General features: G+C 75.2%; 12 protein-coding genes. 11 read left to right on the top strand and 1 reads right to left on the bottom strand.

Annotated features, from left to right (window positions below):
- The 10 genes from ACFYW3_RS01715 to ACFYW3_RS01670 all read left to right on the top strand — a co-directional run bounded on the left by ACFYW3_RS01715 (position 1) and on the right by ACFYW3_RS01670 (position 19,694).
- Entirely contained in the window at positions 1 to 5,316 is a 5,316-nt protein-coding gene (locus ACFYW3_RS01715; RefSeq protein ID WP_389385221.1) for a condensation domain-containing protein, read from the top strand.
- 185 nt (positions 5,317 to 5,501) lie between these two features.
- The gene (locus ACFYW3_RS01710) at positions 5,502 to 12,623 is read left to right on the top strand and encodes an amino acid adenylation domain-containing protein (RefSeq protein WP_389385220.1); all 7,122 of its coding nucleotides are present in this window, start codon (positions 5,502 to 5,504) and stop codon (positions 12,621 to 12,623) included.
- Positions 12,620 to 12,826 (top strand): MbtH family protein, encoded by a 207-nt coding sequence (locus tag ACFYW3_RS01705; RefSeq protein WP_389385219.1) that lies wholly within the window; start codon positions 12,620 to 12,622, stop codon positions 12,824 to 12,826. The genes ACFYW3_RS01710 and ACFYW3_RS01705 overlap by 4 nt, the downstream gene beginning before the upstream one ends.
- A gap of 190 nt (positions 12,827 to 13,016) precedes the next feature.
- Entirely contained in the window at positions 13,017 to 13,460 is a 444-nt protein-coding gene (locus ACFYW3_RS01700) for a cobalamin B12-binding domain-containing protein (protein WP_389385218.1), read from the top strand.
- Entirely contained in the window at positions 13,457 to 14,779 is a 1,323-nt protein-coding gene (locus ACFYW3_RS01695; protein WP_389385217.1) for a methylaspartate mutase, read from the top strand. The genes ACFYW3_RS01700 and ACFYW3_RS01695 overlap by 4 nt, the downstream gene beginning before the upstream one ends.
- 190 nt (positions 14,780 to 14,969) lie before the next feature.
- Positions 14,970 to 15,890, top strand: coding sequence for an asparagine synthetase A (locus ACFYW3_RS01690; protein ID WP_389385609.1), 921 nt, complete (start codon positions 14,970 to 14,972; stop codon positions 15,888 to 15,890).
- Positions 15,887 to 17,206 (top strand): glutamate synthase-related protein, encoded by a 1,320-nt coding sequence (locus ACFYW3_RS01685; RefSeq protein ID WP_389385216.1) that lies wholly within the window; start codon positions 15,887 to 15,889, stop codon positions 17,204 to 17,206. Before ACFYW3_RS01690 ends, ACFYW3_RS01685 begins: the two co-directional genes overlap by 4 nt.
- Entirely contained in the window at positions 17,203 to 17,496 is a 294-nt protein-coding gene (locus ACFYW3_RS01680) for a hypothetical protein (protein ID WP_351760681.1), read from the top strand. Before ACFYW3_RS01685 ends, ACFYW3_RS01680 begins: the two co-directional genes overlap by 4 nt.
- A gap of 59 nt (positions 17,497 to 17,555) precedes the next feature.
- Positions 17,556 to 18,842, top strand: coding sequence for an MFS transporter (locus ACFYW3_RS01675; protein ID WP_351760683.1), 1,287 nt, complete (start codon positions 17,556 to 17,558; stop codon positions 18,840 to 18,842).
- A 9-nt stretch (positions 18,843 to 18,851) separates the two neighbouring features.
- A complete protein-coding gene (locus ACFYW3_RS01670; RefSeq protein WP_351760686.1) occupies positions 18,852 to 19,694 on the top strand; it encodes a 4'-phosphopantetheinyl transferase superfamily protein in 843 nt (280 codons plus the stop codon).
- Here the strand turns inward: ACFYW3_RS01670 and tsaD are convergent.
- Positions 19,663 to 20,739, bottom strand: a complete 1,077-nt coding sequence (gene tsaD, locus ACFYW3_RS01665; RefSeq protein WP_389385215.1) for a tRNA (adenosine(37)-N6)-threonylcarbamoyltransferase complex transferase subunit TsaD — start codon at positions 20,737 to 20,739, stop codon at positions 19,663 to 19,665. The two genes, ACFYW3_RS01670 and tsaD, sit on opposite strands and share 32 nt — an antisense overlap.
- A 172-nt stretch (positions 20,740 to 20,911) precedes the next feature.
- On the opposite strand from tsaD, the gene ACFYW3_RS01660 reads away from it, so the two are divergent.
- The gene (locus ACFYW3_RS01660; protein ID WP_351760691.1) at positions 20,912 to 21,919 is read left to right on the top strand and encodes a serine protease; all 1,008 of its coding nucleotides are present in this window, start codon (positions 20,912 to 20,914) and stop codon (positions 21,917 to 21,919) included.
- Positions 21,920 to 21,978 lie beyond the last annotated feature (59 nt).

Here is a 21,978-nt window from a genome sequence, read left to right as displayed (position 1 = left end):
ATGACCGTGATCCCGTTGTCGTTCGCGCAGCGCCGGCTGTGGTTCCTGGGCCGGCTGCACGGACCGTCGGCCACCTACAACGCGCCGGTGGTGCTCCACCTGGACGCCGAGCCCGACGCCGACGCGCTCGGCCTGGCGCTGGTCGACGTGGTGGAGCGGCACGAGGTGCTGCGCACGGTGCTGCCGGCCGACGCCGAGGCCGAGCCGCACCAGGTCGTGCGGGAGTCGGCGGCCGTGCCCCGGCTCACCGTCCGGACCTGCGCGCCGGACGGGGTGGAGGCGGCCGTGGCCGCGTTCGTCCGGCAGCCGATCGACATCACCCGCGAACCCCCTTTGCGGGCGCGGCTGCTGCGGCCGGGCGACGGGACCTCGGTCCTGGTCCTGCTCATCCATCACGTGGCGACCGACGGGTGGTCCGTACGCCCCCTGCTGCGCGACCTGTCGCAGGCGTACGGTGCGCGCCTCGCGGGTCGGGAGCCGGGCTGGGAGCCGCTGCCCGTGCAGTACGCGGACTACAGCGCCTGGCAGCACGAGCTGCTCGGGGATCCGGCCGACCCGGGCAGTCTGGCGGCCGAGCAACTGGCCCATTGGCGGACCGTGCTGGACGGCGCCCCGCCGGTGATCGCGCTGCCGGCGGACCGGCCGCGTCCCGCCGAGCCGTCAGGACGGGGGGCCATGGTGACGGCCCGGCTGGACGCGGCGTCGCACGAGGGGCTGCTGGCCCTGGCCCGTGCGCACCAGGCGAGTCTGACGATGGCGGCCGGCGCGGCGCTCGCGGCGGCCCTGGCCGCCACTGGAGCGGGCGAGGACCTGGTGATCGGCACCCCGGTCGCGGGCCGGCCCGAGGAGGACCTGTACGAGCTCGTGGGATTCTTCGTGAACTCCCTCGCGCTGCGCACCGACCTGTCCGGGGATCCGACCGTCGGCGAACTGCTGGACCGGGCCCGGGACGCGAGCCTGGCGGCGTACGCGCACCAGGACCTGCCCTTCGACCTGCTGGTGGAGCGGCTCGCCCCGGAGCGGGCGCTCGGGCACCACCCGTTCTTCCAGGTGATGCTGACCGTGGCCACGGGCGGCGAGGCCGCGGGGCCGGTGGAGTGGGCCGGCGGGATCCGCGGGCGGCTCGCGGACGTCGTGTTGGACGCGGCCAAGTTCGACCTGACCTGGTACTGCGTGGAGCGGCGGACCGCCGAGGGGCGGCCCGGGGGGCTGGAGGTGGCCCTCCAGTACGCGACGGACCTGTTCGACGAGGACACGGCCCGGCTGCTGCTGGACGTGTACGTACGGGCGTTGGCGGGCTTCGCGGCGCGGCCGGCAACCCGGTTGGGCGGACTGGGCCTGGTGTCGCCCGAGGAGGCGGGCGGGTTGGCCGCGCGGGGCGCGCGGCGCGCGATCGACGCGGCGCCGCCGCCTGCCTCCGGGTCGGGCCGGCGGGACGTGCTGTCCCCGCGCGAGGAGATCCTGTGCGGGCTGTTCGCGGAGGTGCTCGGCCGGGAGACGGTGGCCGCCGACGCGAACTTCTTCCGCAGCGGCGGGCATTCGCTGCTGGCGAGCAAGCTCGTCAACCGGATCCGGGGCGCGCTCGGAGTCGACGCGGGCATCCGCGACCTGTTCCTGGCGCCGACGCCGAGCGCCCTGCACCGCCGGTTGACCGAACGGGGCGACGCGGCGGCGGCCCGGCCGGCGCCGGTGCCCGTCGCGGGCCGGCCGGAGCGGGTCCCGCTGTCGGCGGCGCAACGGGCCCTGTGGCTGGTGGGCCGGATCGATGGCCCGTCGGCGGCCTACAACGCGCCGTTGGTGATCCGCTGGGACGGGGTCCCGGAGCGGGCCGCGCTCGCGGAGGCGCTGGGGGACGTGCTGGAGCGGCACGAGGTGCTGCGCACGGTGTACGGGTCCGAGGGCGGGGAGCCGTACCAGCGGGTCCTGACCGCCTGGGAGGCCCCGTTGGAGGTGGTGGACTGCCCACCGGGGGAGCTGGACGCGCTCGCGGACGGCTTCGGCCGCGAGGTCTTCGACCTGGAGAACGAACTCCCCTTGCGAGCGCGGCTGTTGCTGCCGGGGGACGGTACGTCGGTGCTGGTGCTGCTCGTCCACCACATCGCCACCGACGGGTGGTCGATCGCGCCGCTGCTGCGGGATCTGGGCGAGGCCTACGAGGCCCGGCGCGCGGGCGGGGCGCCGCGGTGGACGGCGCTTCCGGTGCAGTACGCCGACTACGCCCTCTGGCAGCGGGCGTTGACGGCGGAGCCGGACCGGCTCCTCGACTTCTGGCGGGAAGCCCTGGACGGGATGCCGGAACGCACCGCGCTGCCGGCCGACCGGCCGCGCCCCGTCGAACCGTCCGGCCGCGGGGCCACGCTGTCCGCGACCCTGGGGGCGGCGGAGCACCGGGCGCTGGTCGGACTGGCCCGCTCCGGCCGGGCGAGCCTGTTCATGGTGGTCCGCTCCGTGTTGGCGGTGGCCCTGTCGGCCACCGGGGCCGGGGAGGACCTGGCGATCGGCACCCCGGTGGCGGGACGCGCGGACCAGAACCTCCACGAGCTGGTGGGCTGCTTCGTCAACTCCCTGGTGCTGCGCACCGATCTGTCGGGTGAGCCGACCGTCGCCGAGCTGGTGGAGCGGGTACGCGACGCCGACCTGGCGGCTTTCGACCACCAGGACCTGCCGTTCGACGTCCTCGTCGAACGACTCGCCCCGTCGACCCGCGCCTTGGGCGAACACCCCTTCTTCCAGGTGATGTTGACCGTGCGGGAAGCGGGCGACGACCGGGTGCGGCTGGGTGGGATCGAGGGCCGGGCCGGCAGCACGGACCTGGGCGCGGCCAAGTTCGACCTGAGCTTCCACTGCGCCGAGCGGCGGGACCCGCGCGGTGGGGCCGACGGCCTGGACGTACACGTGCAGTACGCCGAGGACCTGTTCGACGAGTCCACGGCGCGACTGCTGCTGGAGGTGTGCGTACGGGCGTTGCGCGCGTTCGCGGCGGCTCCCGAAGCACGGACGGCCGAACTGGAGCTGCTGTCGGCGGCGGAGCTGCGGGCGCTTCAGGAGCGCCGGGACGGGCTGGAGCGGGCCGCCGCCTCGGCGGCGGCCGCCGTACGGGAGTCGGCGCCGGCCGTCCCCGCGGCGCTCTCGCCCCGCGAGGAGATCCTGTGCGGACTGTTCGCGGAAGTCCTCGGCCGCGACGGCCTCGCGGCGGACGCCAACTTCTTCAAGTCGGGCGGCCACTCGCTGCTCGCGAGCCGGCTGGTCAACCGGATCCGGGCCGTGCTCGGCGTGGAGACGGGCATCCGCGACCTGTTCCTGGCGCCGACGCCGAGCGCCCTGCACCGGCGGCTGGACACGGCCGCGGGATCGACGCGCCCCTCGCTGCTCCCCGTGCCGGACACGGAGCGACCCGCTCGGCTGCCGCTGTCGTACGCCCAACGCCGACTGTGGTTCATCGACCAGTTGGAGGGCCCCTCGGCCGCGTACAACATCGCGCTGGTGCGACGCCTGGACCGACCGCTGGACCCGGCGGCGCTCGCCGAGGCGCTGGCCGACGTCGCCGAGCGGCACGAGGTGCTGCGCACGGTGTACGGGATCGAGGACGGGGAGCCGTACCAGCGGGTGTTGGAGGGGGCGAGGCCGCCGCTGGTGCTCGGCCGGCCGGTCGACGTGACGGCGGCCGTGGACGAGGCCGCCGGGCACGTCTTCGACCTGACGCGCGAACTGCCGCTGCGTGCCTGGCTGTTCCTGCCGGACGGGGACGGTCCGCAGACCCTGGTGCTGTTGCTGCACCACATCGCGGCCGACGGCGGGTCGACGGGGCCGCTGCTCGCGGACCTGTCGGCGGCCTACGAGGCCCGGTGCGCGGGCGGCGCGCCGGGGCGGGAGCCGCTCGCGGTGCAGTACGCGGACTACACGCTGTGGCAGCGGGACCTGTTGGCGGACGCCGACGCCGAGGTGGAGCACTGGCGGGCCGCGCTGGCGGGGCTGGCGCCGCTGATCGACCTGCCGACGGACCGGCGGCGCCCGGCCGAGCCCTCGGGGCGCGGGGCGGTCACCGTTTTCGCGGTGTCCGCCGCGACGCACCGGAGGTTGACCCGGATCGCGCACACCGGCGGGGCCACGCTGTTCATGGTGGTGCAGGCCGCTCTCGCGGCGGCCCTGTCCCGGTGCGGCGCGGGAACGGACCTGGCGCTCGGCACCTCGGTCGCGGGGCGCTCCGACGAGGCCCTGTCGGGGCTGGTCGGGTTCTTCGTGAACACGCTGGTGCTGCGGACGGACACGGCCGGGGACCCGACGTTCGAGGAGTTGCTGGCCCGGGTGCGGGAGGCGGACCTGGCGGCGTACGCGCACCAGGACCTGCCGTTCGACCGGCTGGTGGAGGCCCTCAACCCGCACCGCTCGTCGGCGCACCATCCGCTGGTGCAGGTGATGCTCCAGGTGAACCCGGCGGAGCCGGACGCGGCCGACGGCGGCCCGCTGGCCGGCGCCACGCTGCCGTACCGGGCCGGGTCGGCGAAGTCGGACCTCACCTTCGCGTTGACGCAGGACGCGGACGGCGGGCTGAGTGGGGTGCTGGAGTACGCGAGCGACCTGTACGGCCCTTCGGGTGCGGCGCGGCTCGCGTCGCTGCTGGTGGAGGCGCTGGAGCTGTTCGCCGCCGATCCGGGGAGGCGGATCGGCGAGCTGCCGGCGCCGCCGGACCGGCGCCCCGAACGCGTCCTGGTCGGCGGCTACCGGATCGACGCGGCGCACGTCGGGGCCGTCCTGGCGGAGCACCCCTCGGTGGTCCGGGCGGAGGTGCGCGTGGAGGACGGCCGGCTGGTCGCGTACGCCTCGGGCGGCGTGACGGAGGGCGAGCTCCAGGCGTGGGCGGCGGAGCGGCTGCCGGAGTACGAGGTCCCGTCGGCCGTGTTCCTGCCGACGAGCCCGACGAGCCCGACGAGCCCGACGATCCCGGCGGGACCGGCGGGACCGGCGGGACCGGCGGCGGCCCGGACACCCGACCCGTCCGAGGCCCGGGACGCGGACGCGGGGGACGGCCCGGTGGCGACACTGGTCCGGCTGTTCGGGGAGGTGTTGGAACGCGAACGGATCGGCGCGCAGGACAACTTCTTCAAGTCCGGCGGACACTCGCTGCTCGCGGTGCGGCTGGTGAACCGGGTCCGTGCGGAGCTGGGCCGTGAGCTGACCCTGCGCGAGGTGTTCCGCCACCCGACGCCCGCCGGCCTGGCCGCCCTGCTGGCCGCCGGCGCCCTCGGCGGCGGATCCGGCCCGGCGCCGACGTTGCGCCGCCGCACCCGGGGCGGCGCCCGCGTCCCGCAGGCGTAGGAGGACCGCCGTCGAACCCCCGGGGCGGGCCCCCGAGGGTTCGACGGCAGTCGGGCGGCAGTCCGGGGCGGCAGCGCGCCCGGCCCGAGCTGCCCCGGGGACTGCCCGCCGGGGCCGGGGGCGGTGCCTAGCGTGGTGGTCACGGACTCCGCTCCGCATCCCACCCCTCGCCTGGAGGCCCCGCGATGCCCTCGACCGCCCCCACCGCCTCCGCCGTCCTGGACGGCGGCCCGGCGATCACCCCGGCGCCCGGAGTGCTCGACCGGATCGCCGCCCAGAGCCCCGAACGGGTCGCGCTGGTGCACGGCGAGCACCGGATGACCTACGGGCAACTGGCCCTCGCGGTGGCGTTCCGCGCCGACGAACTGGCCGGCTCCGGGGCCGGCCCGGGACGCCTGGTGGCCGTCCACCGACCCCGGGGCGTCGACGCCGTGGTGGGCCTGCTGGCCGCCCTGCGAACGGGCGCCGCCTACCTGCCGCTGGACCCCGGGGCGCCCGCCGCCCGCAACGCCGCGATCCTCGCCGACTGCGCGGGCGTCGACGTCCCGCTGGTCGACGGCGAGTTCCCGCTGCCGGGACCCGGGGTTCCCGAGGGTTCCGCGTACGTGATCTACACCTCCGGGTCCACGGGCACGCCCAACGGCGTCGTCGTCGGGCACGGGGCGTTGGCCCGGTTCGTGGCCGGTGCGGGCGCCCGGTACGCGATCACCGCCGAGGACCGGGTGTTGCAGTTCGCCCCGCTGCACTTCGACGCCAGCGTGGAGGAGATCTTCCTGACCCTGGGCGCGGGCGCCACGCTCGTGCTGCGGGACGAGGAGATGCTCGACGTGCCGGGGCTGCTGGCCGGGTGCGCGGCGCACGGCATCACCGTGCTGGACCTGCCCACCGCCTACTGGCACGAACTCGCCCACGCCCTGGCTTGCGGGGTCGCCCGCCTGCCGGACACCCTGCGCACGGTCGTGATCGGCGGTGAGGCCGCGTTGCCCGAGCGGGTCGCGCAGTGGTGCCGGACCGTGGACCCGGGGCGGGTGCGGCTGCTGAACACGTACGGGCCCACCGAGGCGACCGTCGTGGCCACCGTCGCCGACCTGTCGCGGTACACGGGCGGCCCGGTGCCCATCGGGCAGCCCCTGCCGGGCGTCCGCGCCGCCGTGGTGGACGGTGAACTGTGGTTGCTCGGCGACGCGTTGGCGACCGGATATCTGGGCCGGCCCGAGCTGACGGCGGCCCGGTTCGCCACGCTGGGCGGGGAGCGCGCGTACCGCACCGGCGACCTGGTGTTCGTGCGGCCGGACGGGCAGTTGGGGTTCCGGGGCCGGGCCGACGACGAGGTGAAGATCAACGGGCACCGGGTGGACCCCGCTTCCGTGGAGGCCGTGTTGACGGCGCACCCCGGGGTGCGGGAGGCCGCCGTGGTACCGCGGGAGACCGCCGACGGGGTGCGCCGGCTGGCCGCGTTCGTGGTCGCGGACGAGGGGGTCGACGCCGCCGCGCTGCGGGACCGGGTCGCGGCGGAGCTGCCGGCCGCGGCGGTGCCCGGCACGGTGACCCTCGTGGCGGCCCTGCCCCGGACCTCCTCCGGGAAGATCGACCGCAAGGCCCTGCGCGGCCCGGCGGCCGCGGACGACACCGAGCCGTCCACCGGGGTCGTGTTCGACGGGGCGGTGCTGCCCCCCGAGGAGCGGGTCCCGCTCTCCTTCGCCCAGCGCCGCCTGTGGTTCCTGGCCGGGCTGGAGGGGCCGTCGGCGACGTACAACCTGCCCGTGGTGCTGCGGCTGGACTCCGTGCCCGACACGGCGGCGCTGGCGGCGGCGCTGGCCGATGTGGTGGAACGGCACGAGGTGCTGCGCACCGTCTACCCTGCGGTGGACTCCGAGCCGTACCAGCACGTGCTCCAGGCGCCGCCGGTGCCGTTCGAGGCGACCGGGTGCACCCCGCCGGAGGTGGCCGCGCTCGTGGCCCGGTTCACCGCCTCAACCTTCGATCTGGGCTACCAACTCCTCTTCAGGGCACGACTGTTCGTACCCGGTGACGGATCGGCGACGCTGGCGCTGCTGATGCACCACATCGCGGCCGACGGCTGGTCGGTCGGACCGCTGCTGCGCGACCTCGGCGAGGCGTACGCGGCCCGGGCGGCCGGACGCGCCCCCGCCCGGGAGCCGCTGGCCTTGCAGTACGCGGACTACACGCTGTGGCAGCACGAGCTGCTGGAGCGGCCGGCGCAGGCGCTGGAGCACTGGCGGGCCGCACTGGACGGCATGCCGACGCTGCTGGACCTGCCACTGGACCGGCCACGGCCCGCCGAGCCGACCGGCGCCGCCGCCACGCTGCCGGCCCGCCTCGACGCCGACACGCACCGCCGGCTGACCGCGATCGGCGCGGAACGCGGGGCGAGCCTGCTGATGGTGCTCCAGCCCGCGTTGGCGCTGGCCCTGGCCGCCGTCGGCGCGGGGACGGACATCGCGATCGGCACCCCGGTCGCGGGGCGGGACGACGAGGCCCTGGACGAGTTGGTCGGGCTCTTCGTGAACACGCTGGTGCTGCGCACCGACGTCTCGGGCGACGCCCCGTACGGCGAGTTGGTCGAGCGGGCCCGGGACACGGCCCTGGCCGCGTACTCCCGTCAGGAACTCCCCTTCGACCTGCTGGTGGAAGCCCTCAACCCGCGGCGGGAGTTCGCCGTCAACCCCTTCTTCCAGGTGATGCTGACCGCGCAGGCCCAGGACGGGGAGCGGGTCTCGCTCGGCGACGGAGCCCTGACCGGGCAGTACGTCGAACCGGGCCTGGAGGTCGCCAAGTTCGACCTCAGCGCCTCCTGCGTGGAACTGCCGGGCGGCGGCCTGGAGGTGTGGTGGCAGTACGCGACGGACCTCTTCGAGCCGGAGACGGCCCGGCTGCTGCTGGACGTGTTCACCCGGGCCCTCGCGCACGCGGCGGCCGACCCCGGCGCGCGGCCCTCCGCGTGGCCGCTGCTCGACGAGGAGGAGCGTCGGGGGATCGCGGAACGCCGAGCCCGGGCGACCGGGGCGCGCGCGGCCCTCGACGCGGCCGCCGCCGCAGGGACGACCGGGCCCACCGGCCGCCGATCCCCCGCCGAGCAGGTGCTGTGCGTGCTGTTCGGCGAGGTGATCGGGCTCGACGGACCGGTGGCCCCCGACGCCAACTTCTTCTCTGCGGGCGGCCATTCGATGATGGGGGTGCGGCTCGTCAACCGGATCCGGGCCACGCTCGGGGTGGAGGCGCGCATCCGGGACCTGTTCCTCGCGCCGACCCCGGCCGAGCTCGCGGTCCGCCTGGTGCGGGAGGCCGCGCCGACCGGCCGGCCCGCTCTGGTCCCCGTGCCGGCGGCGGACCGGCCGGAGCGGGTCCCGCTGTCCTCCGCGCAGCGCCGGCTGTGGTTCGTGGACCAGTTGGAGGGGCCGAGCGCCTCGTACAACATCCCGTTCGCGCTGCGCCTGGACCGGCCGCTGGACCCGGCCGTGCTGGCCTCGGCGCTGGCCGACGTGTCGGAGCGGCACGAGGTGCTGCGGACCGTGTACCCGGTGGTGGACGGGGAGCCGTACCAGCGCGTCCTGGAGGCGGTGCGGCCCGAACCGGTACGGGTGACCGTGCCGGAGGGGCACGGCGCGGCGGCGGTCGACGCCGCCGCCGGCCATGTCTTCGACCTCGCGACGGAGCCTCCGCTGCGGGCGACGCTGATCGACGCCGGCACCGAACGGTTGCTGGTGCTGGTGGTGCACCACATCGCCGCCGACGGCTGGTCCGCCGGACCGCTCCTCGCCGACCTGGCACGGGCGTACGAGGCCCGGGAGGCCGGCCGGGCGCCCGACCAGGAACCCCTGCCGGTGCAGTACGCGGACTACACGCTGTGGGAGCGCGCGGCGCTGGAGGACGGCGCCGCGGCGGACGGGACGGCCGGAGACGCCCCGTTCGCGCGGCACGCCGCCTACTGGCGGGCGACCCTGGCCGACGCCCCGCCGGTACTGGAGCTGACCGCGGCCCGCACCCGGCCCGCGGAGGCCTCGCACCGGGGCGCCTCCACACCGGTCGCCCTGGACGCCGACACGCACGCCCGGCTGGAACGGCTCGCGCTGGAGCACGGCACCACCGTCCTGACCGTGGTGCAGGCGGCCGTGGCCGCCACCTTGACCCGGCACGGGGCGGGCACCGACCTGCCGCTGGGGACGGTGACCGCGGGCCGTGACGACGAGGCCCTGGACGATCTGGTGGGCTTCTTCGTCAACACCCTCGTCCTGCGCTGCGACACCTCCGGCAACCCGTCCTTCGGCGAGCTGCTGGGCCGGGTCCGGGACACCGCGCTCGGCGCCTACGCCCACCAGGAACTCCCCTTCGACCTGGTGGTCGAGCAACTGAACCCGGTGCGCTCCACCGCCCACCACCCCCTGACGCAGGTGATCGTGCAGGTGCAGCCGGACGAGCCGCGGACGGCGCCGGAGGGCGCGCTGAGCGGGGTGCCGCTGGGATCGGAGTCCGGGTTCACCAAGTTCGACCTCACGCTGTCGCTGCGCGAACTCCGGGGCGAGCGGGGGGCTCCGGGCGGGCTCGTCGGTGTGCTGGAGTACGCGACGGACCTCTTCGACGAGCCGACCGCCGCGGTCCTGGCGGAGCACCTGGCGCGGACCCTGCGGGCGGTGGCCGAGGACCCGGGGCAGCGGATCGGGGACGTCCGGCTCCTCTCGGAGCGGGAGGAAGCCCGGTTGGCCGCGTACAACGACACGGCCGTGCCCAGCGTCGCGGGCGGGCTGATCCACGAACGGTTCGCGGAGCAGGCCCGCAGGACGCCGGACCGGATCGCCGTCTCGTACGAGGCGGAGGAGCTGTCGTACGCGGCGTTGGACGCGCGGGCCGACGCCCTCGCCCACCGGCTCCTCGCCGAGGGCGTACCCCGCGACGGGGCGGTCGGGGTCCTGCTGGACCGCACGCCCCACCTCCTGGTCGCCGTGCTGGCCGTGCTCAAGTGCGGTGCGGCGTACGTCCCGCTGGACCCGCGGCTGCCTCAGGCCCGCATGCGCATGATCATGGAGGACGTGTCGGCCCGGGTCCTGGTGACGGGGTCGGCGCACCTCGACGCGGCGTCGGTCGGACGGGAGCGGGCGGCCGGGGTGCGCGTCCTGTGCGCGGACGACACCGACGACACCGACGGCCAGGGGTCGGACGCGGTCGCCTCGGGTCCCGGCGTGGTCGTGGGCGAGGACGCGTCGGCGTACGTGATGTTCACCTCGGGCTCCACGGGCCGACCCAAGGGGGTCGCGGTCACCCACCGCAACGTGGTCGAGCTGGCCGGCGACCGCTGCTGGGACCGGGCCAACCACCGCCGGATGCTGGTCCACTCCGCGATCGGCTTCGACGCCTCGACCTACGAGTTGTGGGTGCCGCTGCTGAACGGCGGCCGGCTGGTCATCGCCCCCGGCGACGGCACCGACGTCGCGGAACTCGACCACACCATCCGCACCCACGACGTCACCGCCGCCTACTTCACCATGGGTCTCTTCCACATCATGGCGGACGAGGGCCTCGACACCCTGAAGCTGCTGGACGAGGTGTGGACCGGCGGCGACGTCGCCTCCCCCAGCGCCCTCCAACGGGTCCTGGACCAGTGCCCCGACACCGTCCTCGTCCACTCGTACGGGCCGACCGAGACCACTTTCGCCTCCCATCACCAGCGCCTGCCCCTCACCGTGCGCACCCTGCCGGGCGTGTACCTGGGGGCGGCGCTGGACAACACCCGCGTCCACGTCCTGGACGCGCGGCTGCGGCCGGTCCCGGTGGGGGTGCCCGGCGAGATGTACATCGCGGGCACGCAGGTGGCGCGCGGCTACGTCGGCCGGCCGGGCCTGACGGCCGAACGGTTCGTCCCCGACCCGTTCGGCGGCGACGGCGGGCGGATGTACCGCACCGGGGACCTGGCGCACTGGACGCCCGGCGGGGAGCTGCGGTTCATCGGACGGGCCGACGGCCAGATCAAACTGCGCGGCTTCCGCATCGAGCCGGGCGAGATCGAGGAGACCCTGGCCCGGCACCCGGGCGTGGGGCAGGTCGCGGTGGTGGTCTTCGAGGACGGACCGGGCGGCAAGCGCCTCGTCGCGTACGTCGTGCCGCGCGCCGGCCACACCCTCACCGACACCGAGTTGCTGCGCTGGGCCGGCGGCGAGCTTCCCGAGCACATGGTCCCCGCCGCGGCGGTGGTGGTCGAGGGCATCCCGCTCACCGTCAACGGCAAGCCGGACCGGGCGGCCCTGCCGGCGCCCGCGCCCGCGGCGCGCGGTGCGGGTCGGGGGCCGCGTACCCCGCGCGAGGAGGTGCTCTGCGGGCTCTTCTCCGAGGTGCTGGGGATCCCGGACGTCGGCATCGACGACAACTTCTTCGGCCTGGGCGGGCATTCGCTGCTCGGGGTCCGCCTGATCAGCCGGATGCGGACCGTGCTGGGGCTGGACCTCGGGGTCCGTGACCTGTTCCGCACCCCGACCGTGGCGGGGCTGCTGGGCGACGAGCCCACCGGTTTCGACCCGATGGGGGTGATGCTGCCGCTGGCCACCCGGGGTGCGGGGCGGCCGTTGTTCTGCGTCCACCCCGGCACCGGCGTGGGGTGGCCGTACGCGGGGCTCGCCCGGCACCTGGGGCCCGACCAGCCGTTGTACGCGATCCAGGCGCGGGCGTTGAGCGAGTGGGGCCACTCCCCCGGCACGGTCGAGGAGATGGTGGCCGATTACCTCCCGCTGATCCGGGAGGTCCAACCGCACGGCCCGTACCGCTTCCTGGGCTGGTCCTTCGGGGGCACGGTCGCGCACGCCCTCGCCGTCGCGCTGGCCGAACTCGGCGAGCGCACCGAGCTGCTGGCCATGATGGACGTCCACCTGCTGCCGACCGAGCCGGAGCGGCGCGCGATGACGCCGGCCCAGAAGCGGGACATGCTCGTCGGCGACGCCGCGGACGAGCCGGCGGACGCCCCCTTCGACGTGGACACCCTCATCGGCCTGGTCCGCCTGAAGGACCCGGTGCTCGGCGCGTTCTCCGACGAGGAGATCCGCTCGGTGATCGGGGCTTCCATCAACCACGCGGAAATCATGAACCTGTACGCGCCGCGCCCGGTGGCCACCGATCTGTTGTTCCTGGCGGCCCTCGAGGACGGCGAAACGGAGAACACGCTCGCACGGCACTGGATTCCCTACATCGAGGGCCGCGTCGAGAATCACGTCATAGGGGTCCCGCACACCCGTATGGGAGAACCGACCCCGCTCGCCCTGATCGGCCGTATCCTTTCCGAGAAATTGAGGAGTCTGTCATGACCAATCCTTTCGACGACACCGAGGGCATGTTCCACGTCGTGGTGAACGCCGAGGGCCAACACGCCCTGTGGCCCGCGTTCGCCGCCGTCCCCGAGGGCTGGGAGTCGGTGTGGGGCGAGGGGACCAGGGCGGATGCCCTGGCGTACGTGGAGGAGAACTGGACGGACATCCGCCCGAAGAGCCTCATCGCCCAGTACGCGTGAACCAGCCCGCGCCGAACACCTGAATTCTTCCCGAATTCAGGGAGAGCCGTGACCCGCACCGCGGGTCACGGCTCTCCGCGTCCACCGCATTCCACGCGCAGGAATTCCGCACGGTCGAGCACCCCGAATTCCTCGATACTGCCGCCTCGACTTCCCCTCGCCGGGGACATCCGTTCCTATATTTGTCGGCATGCGACGACGGAATGTGAACATCCTGCTGACGGGTACCGCATCGGATTCCCATACGTGGAATCTCGTCTATCTCCAGCTCTTCCTGGAGGAGCAGGGGCACCGGGTGCGCAATCTGGGCCCCTGTGTCACCGACGACCTGCTGACCGCGGCGTGCGCGGCCGACGCGCCCGACCTGGTGGTCATCAGCAGTGTGAACGGCCACGGATACCGCGACGGCCTGAGCGCCGTCCGGGCCGTGCGGCGCGCCGGCCTGACCCTGCCCGTGGTGATCGGCGGCAAGCTGGGTGTCGCGGGCCGGGCCGATCCGCACGCTCGGGGCCTGCTCCTCGACGCCGGCTGCGACGCCGTGTTCGACGACGGGGACGTCGAGGCCCTGCGCCGCCATCTCAGCCCTGCGACCACCATCGACGCCACCGCCGCCGCCGCGCGGGCCGTGGCATGACCGCCGCCACGCTCGCCGCACCGATCGTGGCCCGACCCACCACCACGGCCCCCTCGTTCGGGGCGTTCGTCGCGCGGGCGGCGGCCGCCGGGCAGCTCGTCGTCCAGCCCCGGATGGGGTTCGGCGAGCCGCGCCGGATGCGGTCCGGCCTGGAGCGCACCAAGTCCGCCGTCGCCACCACCGTGGGCACTCTCACCATCGACAGCTACACCCGGGTCGGCGATCAGGACGCCGCCCGGGCCGCGCTCGCCGAGGGTCTCGCGCTCAACGGCTATCCGATCGCCACCCATCCCGCCGACCTGACCCGCGCCCTGCTCGACGGGGTGATGGATCCGGGGTTCCCCGTCCAGGTGCGGCACGGCTCCTCCCGGCCCGAGTCGATCGTGCGGGCCCTCGCCGCCGCCGGGCTCGACGCCACCGAGGGCGGGCCCGTCTCGTACTGCCTGCCCTACGGGCGGACCCCGCTGTCGGAGTCCGTGGAGAACTGGGCCCGCTGCTGCGAGTTGCTGGCCGAGCTGGTCCCGGCGCCGCGGGTGCCCCACCTGGAGAGCTTCGGCGGCTGCATGCTCGGCCAGCTCTGCCCTCCCGGGCTGCTGGTGGCGCTCAGCCTGCTGGAGGGGCTGTTCTTCGCCCGGCACGGCATCGGCAGCGTCTCCCTCAGCTACGCCCAGCAGAGCGACCCCGGCCAGGACACCGAGGCGATACGGGCGTTGCACCGGCTCGCCGGGGAGTTCCTGCCGGCCGGCGTGGACCGGCACGTCGTCCTCTACACCTACATGGGGGTGTTCCCCCGTACCGAGCCGGGCGCGACCCGGCTCCTGGAGGCCTCGGCCCGGCTGGCCGTGCGGGCCGGGGCGCAGCGGCTGATCGTGAAGACCGCCGCCGAGGCGCACCGCATCCCGACGGTGACGGAGAACGTGCGCGCCCTGGAGACGGCCGCGGCGAGCGCGGCCCTGGCGGAGGCGGAGGCCGGGCCGGCCGGCGGGCCCGCCGACAGTGAGGTGTACCGCGAGGCCCTGGCCTTCGTGGAGGCCGTGCTGGACCTCGACGAGGACCTCGGGCGGGCGCTGCGGAAGGCCTTCGCGCGGGGCGTGTTGGACGTCCCGTACTGCCTGCACCCGGACAACGCGGGCCGCTCGCGCAGCTTCGTCGACGGGGCCGGCCGGTTGCGCTGGTCCGAGGTCGGGGCGATGCCGGTCGCGCCGTACGCGGCCCCGGCCGGCCGCAGGCGCGCCTTGACCTCGGACGGGCTGCTGGTGGCCCTGGGGGCGGTGGCCCGGAGGTACGACGACGCCGGCGAGGAGGACCGCCCCGGCTGACCGGGACGCGCACGCGGCCGGTTCGAGCACACACGGACACGAGACAGGAGTCGACACCATGGAAACCACCCACGGAACGGACACCGCGGACACCGCGGGGACGACAGTGACGGCGGGGACGGCGGGGACGACGCCCCCGACCCCGCCCCCGCTCGGCGAGCACCTGCGCTCCCCCGAGCTGCGGTCGGCGATGCTGGTGCAACAGGAAGTCCTCTTCGCCGCACGGGAGTTCCTGCGCGGCAGGGAGTTCGTCGAGCTGCTCCCGCCGCTGGTGGGGCCGGTGACGGACCCGGGCGGGCGGGGCGCGAAGGCGCTGGACGTGGACTACTACGGCCGGCCGTACAAGCTCATGACGAGCGCGATCCTGTACAAGCAGGCCTCGCTGAAGGGGTTCCCCCGGCTGTTCTACATCGCGCCGAACGTCCGCGTGGAGCCGCCGGAGACGGCGTCCACCGGCCGACACCTGGTGGAGTTCCACCAGATCGACGTGGAGTTGGCGGGCGGTACGCGCCTCGACGCGCAGGAGCTCGCGGCCGGGCTGCTGACGCACGTGGTGGAGCACGTGTGGACGGCCGTGCCGCAGGTGCTGCGCGAACTGGGCCGTGAGGAACTGGACTTCGCCGAGCTGCGGCAGGGCAAGTTCGACACCCGCACCCACGAGGAGGCGGTGGCCGCGCTGATCGGGCGGGGCCACCCGCAGAGCCCGGACGCCGAGATCGACTGGGCGGGCGAGAAGCTGCTCTCCCTGGAGGCCGACCGCCCGTTCTTCGTCAACGACTACCCCAAGGGTTCGCGCGGGTTCTACGACCGCGAGGATCCCGAACGGCCGGGCGTGCTCCGCAACTTCGACCTGATCGCGCACGGCGGCTTCGGCGAGCTGGTCAGCGGCAGCGAGCGCGAGTCCGCGTACGCGACGATCGTGACCCGGATGCGGGAGAGCGGGGAGAACCCCGCCAAGTACGCCTGGTACCTGGACCTGGCCCGGGAGGGCATCGAGCCGAGCGCCGGTTTCGGGATGGGGCTGCAGCGCCTGGTCCGCTTCCTGACCGGACTGGACGCGCTGTGGCAGGTCAGCGCGTACCCGAAGCTGCCCGGGGTGATCGCGCCGTGAGCGGGCTGAACGCCCCCGGGTTCCCCGAGGAGGCGGTACGGGCCCGGGCGCGGACCGGGACGGCCGAGGTGTTCCCGGCGCCGGACGGGTACGGGTCCCGGCTCTTCGGGGCCACCCCCGTCCAGGGGGACGGCCTGGACGCCTTGCGGCTCGTTCCGCCGGTGTTCATGCCGCGGCGGCTGGAGAAGCTGATCGACCTGGGCCGGGAGCCCTCGTACGAGGACGTGGACCTGCGCACCCGGGTCGGCGGTTTCGCCTCGCTGCTCCCGCTCTACCTCTCGGCCTTCGGATCGACCCGGGCGGGCAGCGGGGACCTCGGCGTGGCCGCGGGCCGGCAGGCCGCGCGGCTCGGCATCCCGATGGTGATCGGCGAGAACATGGTGCCGGTCCACGGCTACGGCGCGCGTTCGGCGCTGCTGGAGCGGGTGGCGGAGTACGCCGAGACCGTCGCGGACGGGGTCGGCGGGGTGGTGGTGCAGCAGTCGACCGAGGACGCCGACTCCGAGGTGTGGAACCTGCTCTACAGCGACCCGGGGACGCGCGCCCTGCGGGATTCCGGCCGGCTCGGGTTCGAGCTGAAGGTGGGCCAGGGCGCGAAGCCGGGGCTCGGCGGGATGACCGTGGTCGGGGCGGCCGAGGCCGAGCGGCTGGCCGAACAGTTCGCGGTGCGGGACCTGTTGGGCGACCCCGACCGGCGGCTGCGCTGCGCGACCCCCGGCACGTTCACCGAGGAGATCGTCCGCCGGCAACTGAGGTTCATGCGGAACAACTTCCCGCTGGCCCGGACCTGGGTGAAGTTCCACCCGGGCCGGGACGTGGGCCGGGCCGCCGCCGTCGCCTGGACGGCGGGCGCCGACGCCGTCACGGTGGACGGCGCCGAGGGCGGCACCGGTTGGGCGCCGCGCGCCTTCCTGGAGGGCGTCGGCCTGCCCCTCGACGAGTGCCTGCGCCGTGTCGGCACCCCGGCCGGGGACCTGCTCGCCTCGGGCCGGATCTGGGAGGGCGGGCGCGCGGTGCGGGTGCTCGCCCTGGGCGCGACGGCGGTGGGCATGGGCCGGGCGGCGCTGCTCGCCGTGGACGAGGACCCCCGGGCGGGTCTGGTCCGGCTGGTCGAGGCACTGGCCCTGGAGACCCGGCTGCTGGTCAGCGCCCTCGGCAAGTACCACGTGGGCGACCTCGACCCGGCCGACCTGTGGGCTCCGGACCGTCCCGGCGCACCCGCCCCCGTCACGCCGGTCCCCGACCGGGCCGCGCCCGCCACGACGCATTCGGCCGCGGCGACCGCGGCCGCGACGGTGGTCGGTGGGCCGTCGTGAGGCGGGTCCGGCGCGGCGGCCGGTTGGCGCCGCCCGGTTGTCCGGGTCGCCGCCGGCGACCCGGCTACGCCCGGGCCCGGTTCCGGCTCTCCGAGCTCCCCGGGGTCACGGTCACCCCCACCGCCGGCGGCGGCGCGGCCGGGGCCGCCGCCTCCCGGGTCCTGACCGGGGCCGGCCTCGGCCACCTCGGCGGGCACCTGGAACTGCGGAGTTTCGGTTCGCCCGGCCCGTCCGCCCGGGCCCGCGCGGCGGAACACGCCGTCCGGGCCGCACTGCGTCGCACCGGCTGACCCCCGCCCACCGCCCCTCCCCCTCCCTCCTCGCCTTCCACACGGAACAGGTGCACCTGATGGACACCCCCGCACGTCTCGACACCGAACGACCCGACCCCGCCCGGCCGGACCCCGCGAAGGTCCAGTGGGGTCGCGTCGGCAGCCTCGTCGGCGGTCAGGCCGCCGTCCAACTGGGCAGCTTCGCCCTGCTGATCGCCATGAACTGGACCGCCGTACAGATCGGCGGGACCCGCGCCGTCACGCTGCTGATGCTCGCCGCGACCGTGCCCCGCGCCCTCATGCTGATCTTCGGCGGGGCGGTCGCCGACACCCTCGGTCCGCGCTTCGTCCTGCTGCGCACCACCGCCGCCCGGGTCCTGCTGCTCGGCGTCGGCGCCGTGGTCACCGCGAACACCGGACAGTTGTGGCCCCTGGTGGTGATCGCCCTGGTCGAGGGCGTGCTGCTCGGGCTTGCCGGGCCGGCCTCCGGGGTGCTGCTGCCCCTGTTCGCCCGCGGCGACCAACTGGCGCGCGCCAACTCCCTGTACGCGATGGTCCTGCGGGTCGCGCCGATCCTCGGCGCCCCCGCCGGCGCCTTCCTGATCACGGTCGGAGAGTTGTGGGTGGCGATGCTGGTCGGCGCGCTCACGGGCGCGATCTGGCTCGGCTGCCTGCTCCACGTCACCCACGGGTTCGTCAGGCCCGAGCCGGAGCCCGGGGTCTCCCTGGTGAAGCGGTCCGGGGACGGTTTCCGACTGCTGGCCCGGCATCCGAGGCTGCGCTGGATGTTCGTCGCCGCGCTGTGCCTGGACATGGCGTTCAGTTGGCCGGCCGAGGTGGCGCTGCCCCTGCTGGTGTCCGAGCGGGGCTGGGGCGTCGGCGCGGTCGGCGTGGTCCTGGCGGCGTTCAGCGTGGGGGCGCTCGGCTCCAGCGCGGTGGGGGCGGCGTTCGCGCACCGCATCCCGATGTTCGTGCGGCTCGTCGTGACGGGCGCCGGCCTGGCCGCCGGGATCCTCGTCATGGCGCTGATGCCGTCGGTGGTCTCGCTGACCGTCGTCGCCGCCGGCGTCGGGCTGCTGTCCGGGCTGAACGGCCCGGCGATCGTCACCCTGTACCAACAGTCCGCCCCCGAGGACCGGATGGGCGCCGCGATGTCCACCCTCTCGCTCGCCGGGATCGGCACCGCGCCCGTCTCCATCGCCGTCTTCAGTTCGCTCTCGCTGGTCCTCGGCGTCCAGAGCACCTGGTTGTTGTGCGGTGCCATCGCGTTCGTCTCCCCCTTCGCGGCGGTGATGGCCCTGCGCCAACCGGCGCGGGCCGAGGAGCCGGCGCCGGTGGAGCCGCCCGTACCGGCCGCGGTGTGAGGGGGTCCCGTGACGTCTCTCGCCATCCCTCCCCGCGGCCGGGCCCCCGGGCGGCTCCTGGTCCCGGAGCCGCTGTCGGACCCCGGGCCGGAGCGGGCCGCGCTGGTGGCCGCGACCCCGCAACTGTGGCTCGTGGACACCACGGCGTACCGGGCGCACGCGGCTCGGCACGCCCCGGGGACCCTGGACGCCCAGGAGTTGGCGCGGGCCGCGGAGTTCGCGCGGGCGGCCGACCGGGACGCGTACGTCTGCGCGCACGTGGCGCTGCGCCGGCTGCTCGGCGCGTACCTGGGAACGGCCGCGCGCGAGGTGGTCGTCGAGCGGGCGCCGTGCTCGCACTGCGCGGAGCCGCACGGACGTCCCGTGCTCCCGGGTGGGGCCCTGCACTTCTCGCTCTCACACTGCACCGGGATCAGCCTGTTGGCGTTCGCCTCCGCGCCGGTCGGGGTGGACGTGGAGGAGGTGGTGCGGCCCGACGTGATCGCCGACACGGCGGACGTGCTGCACCCGAGGGAGGCGGCGGAGCTGGCCGCCCTCCCGGCGGGCGAACGCGCCCGCGCCTTCACCCGGGTGTGGACCCGCAAGGAGGCCTACCTCAAGGGCCTGGGGGTGGGGTTGTCGGAGGACCCGGCGGCGGACTACGTGGGGTCGGGGCCGGAGCCGGCGCGGCTGCCGGGCTGGACGCTGACCGACGTACGGGTCCCCGAGGGTCACCGGGCGGCGCTGGCGCTGAACACGGGGCGGGCGCGATCGGCGGGGGACCCGGCCCGGGCGGGCGGGGGCGGCGCGGCGATGTCCCCGCCGGCCGCCGGCGCGGCGCTCACGCCACCTCGACGGCCGACCGCGGGTTGAGCGCGGCGTACTCCAGCGGCGCCGACGGGTCGATCGTCAGCTCGTACGGCGCCGGCCGCGTGCCCGCGCGGACCAGCAGGTCGCCGATGGCCGCGATCATCGCGCCGTTGTCGGTGCACAGGGTCATCGGCGGAACCCGCAGTTCGATCCCGGCGGAGGCGCAGCGCCGCTCCGCGAGTTCGCGGACGCGGGAGTTGGCGGCCACTCCGCCGACCACCACCAGGGTCCGGACCCCGTACTCCTTGCAGGCCGCGACCGCCTTGCGGGTCAGCACGTCGGCCACCGCCTCCTGGAGCGAGGCCGCGCCGTCGGCGACCGGCGGTTCCTCGCCGCGCAGTCGGTGGCCCTCGGCCCAGCGGGCGGCGGCGGTCTTGAGCCCCGAGAAGGAGAAGGAGTGGGCGTACGGGTCGCCGGCGCGGGGCCCGCCGGTGAGCGGGCGGGGGAAGGCGACGGCCTTCGGGTCGCCGCCCCGGGCGGCCCGGTCGATGGCCGGCCCGCCCGGGTAGGGCAGGCCGAGGACCCGGGCGACCTTGTCGAAGCACTCGCCGGCCGCGTCGTCGAGGGTGTCCCCGAGGTGCAGGATCGGTTCGCGCACGAGGTCGCGCACCAGCAGCAGCGAGGTGTGGCCGCCCGAGACGATCAGGACCATGCAGGGTTCGGGCAGCGGCCCGTGCTCCAGGGTGTCGGCGGCGACGTGTCCGGCCAGGTGGTGGACCCCGTACAGCGGCAGGTCCAGGGCGTAGGCGAGGGTCTTGGCGCCGGCGAGCCCGACCTGGAGCGCGCCGGAGAGGCCGGGCCCGGTGGTGACGGCGATGGCGTCGAGCTGCGACATCCGCAGGCCGGCCTGGTCGAGGGCCTGGCGGACGACCGGGTTGAAGGCGTGCAGGTGGGCACGGGCCGCGATCTCGGGCACCACTCCGCCGAAGCGGGCGTGTTCGTCCATGCTCGACGCGACGACGTGCGCGAGGAGCTTTCCGTCGCGCACGATTCCCGCGCCGGTCTCGTCGCAGGACGATTCGATGCCGAGCACCACCGGAGATCCCACGACGACACCTTCAACCCTTGTTGCGAATGGTTCGCAACAAGGGTAGCGGCGCCGGGGGCTCGACCTCGCACGGGCTGTGAGGACGGACACGTCCCCTTTCGGGAACCCCCGGCACCCCGCACCCGTCGGACGGGACGTCGAAGATCTTCGGGAACGGGAGCGGGAGCGCCACATGGTCGGCAAGGCGGGGGGCGGGGCGAGACGCGTCCGCGTCGTGCTGCTCGGGATCGTTCTCGCCCTGCTGGGAGCCGGTTCCTGGGTCGTGTGGGAGCTGCGTGTCGTCGCCGCGCACCTCGCGGACGGGGACCCGGCGCAGGGCACCTACCTCCAGGATCCGGAACGCGCCGACCGGACGGCCTCGGCGGTCCTGGACGGCCTCGTGGTGGAGGTCGAGGCACCGCGCGACGACACCCCGGACCCCGCCGGTTCCGAGGCGACCGCCGAGCCCGCCGGATCCGCGACCCCGGCCGAGCCCGCCGGATCGGCGACCCCGGTACGGTCGCGGCGGGAGGGCGACTGGCGCCCCTCCTCGCCCCTGGAGGCCCGGAGCACGGCGCCCGAGCCCGCGATCGGCGCGCTGTTCTCCCCCGGCGGCGACTGGGACTCCGACCACCACTGCTCCGCCGGCGTGGTGCACTCCCCCGACGGGGATCTGCTCGTCACCGCCGCCCACTGCGTGTACCAGGGCGGCTTCCGCACCAACCTCGCCTTCGTGCCGGGCTACCGGGACGGCGTGGCCCCGTACGGCGTCTGGGTGCCCACCCGGATCGACGTGGATCCCCGCTGGACGGAGTCCGCCGACCCCGATCACGACGTGGCCTTCGTCCGGGTGCGCCGCCCCGGACACCCCGGGGAGCGGCTGGAGGACGTCACCGGCGCGCCCGCGATCCGGTTCCGGCCCGGGCTTCCCGTGCCCGCACGGGTGGTGGGCTATCCGAACGACGCCGAACAGCCGGTGGACTGCTTCAACACGGCCCGCGCGGAAGGGCCCGCGCAGGTGCGGCTGGACTGCGCGGGCGTACCGAACGGGACCAGCGGCGGCCCGATCCTGACCGAAGGACCCGCCCTGATCGGGGTGGTCGGCGGCCGTGACGGCGGCGGCGACGAGAGGACCTCGTACAGCAGTTGGTTCGACGACGGCACCCGCGCCCTCTACGCCCGGGCGACCGGATCCCCCTGAGGGGGCTCCCGGGATCCGCTCCGGGTGCGCCCGCGCCTCGGGGGGAGCCCGGGTCCTGG

Origin of the sequence: Streptomyces sp. NPDC002602, assembly GCF_042889445.1 — a bacterium.
Lineage (GTDB): Bacteria > Actinomycetota > Actinomycetes > Streptomycetales > Streptomycetaceae > Streptomyces.
The sequence above is the reverse complement of the archived record's forward strand: the minus strand, read 5'-3'. Positions and strand labels throughout refer to the sequence as shown.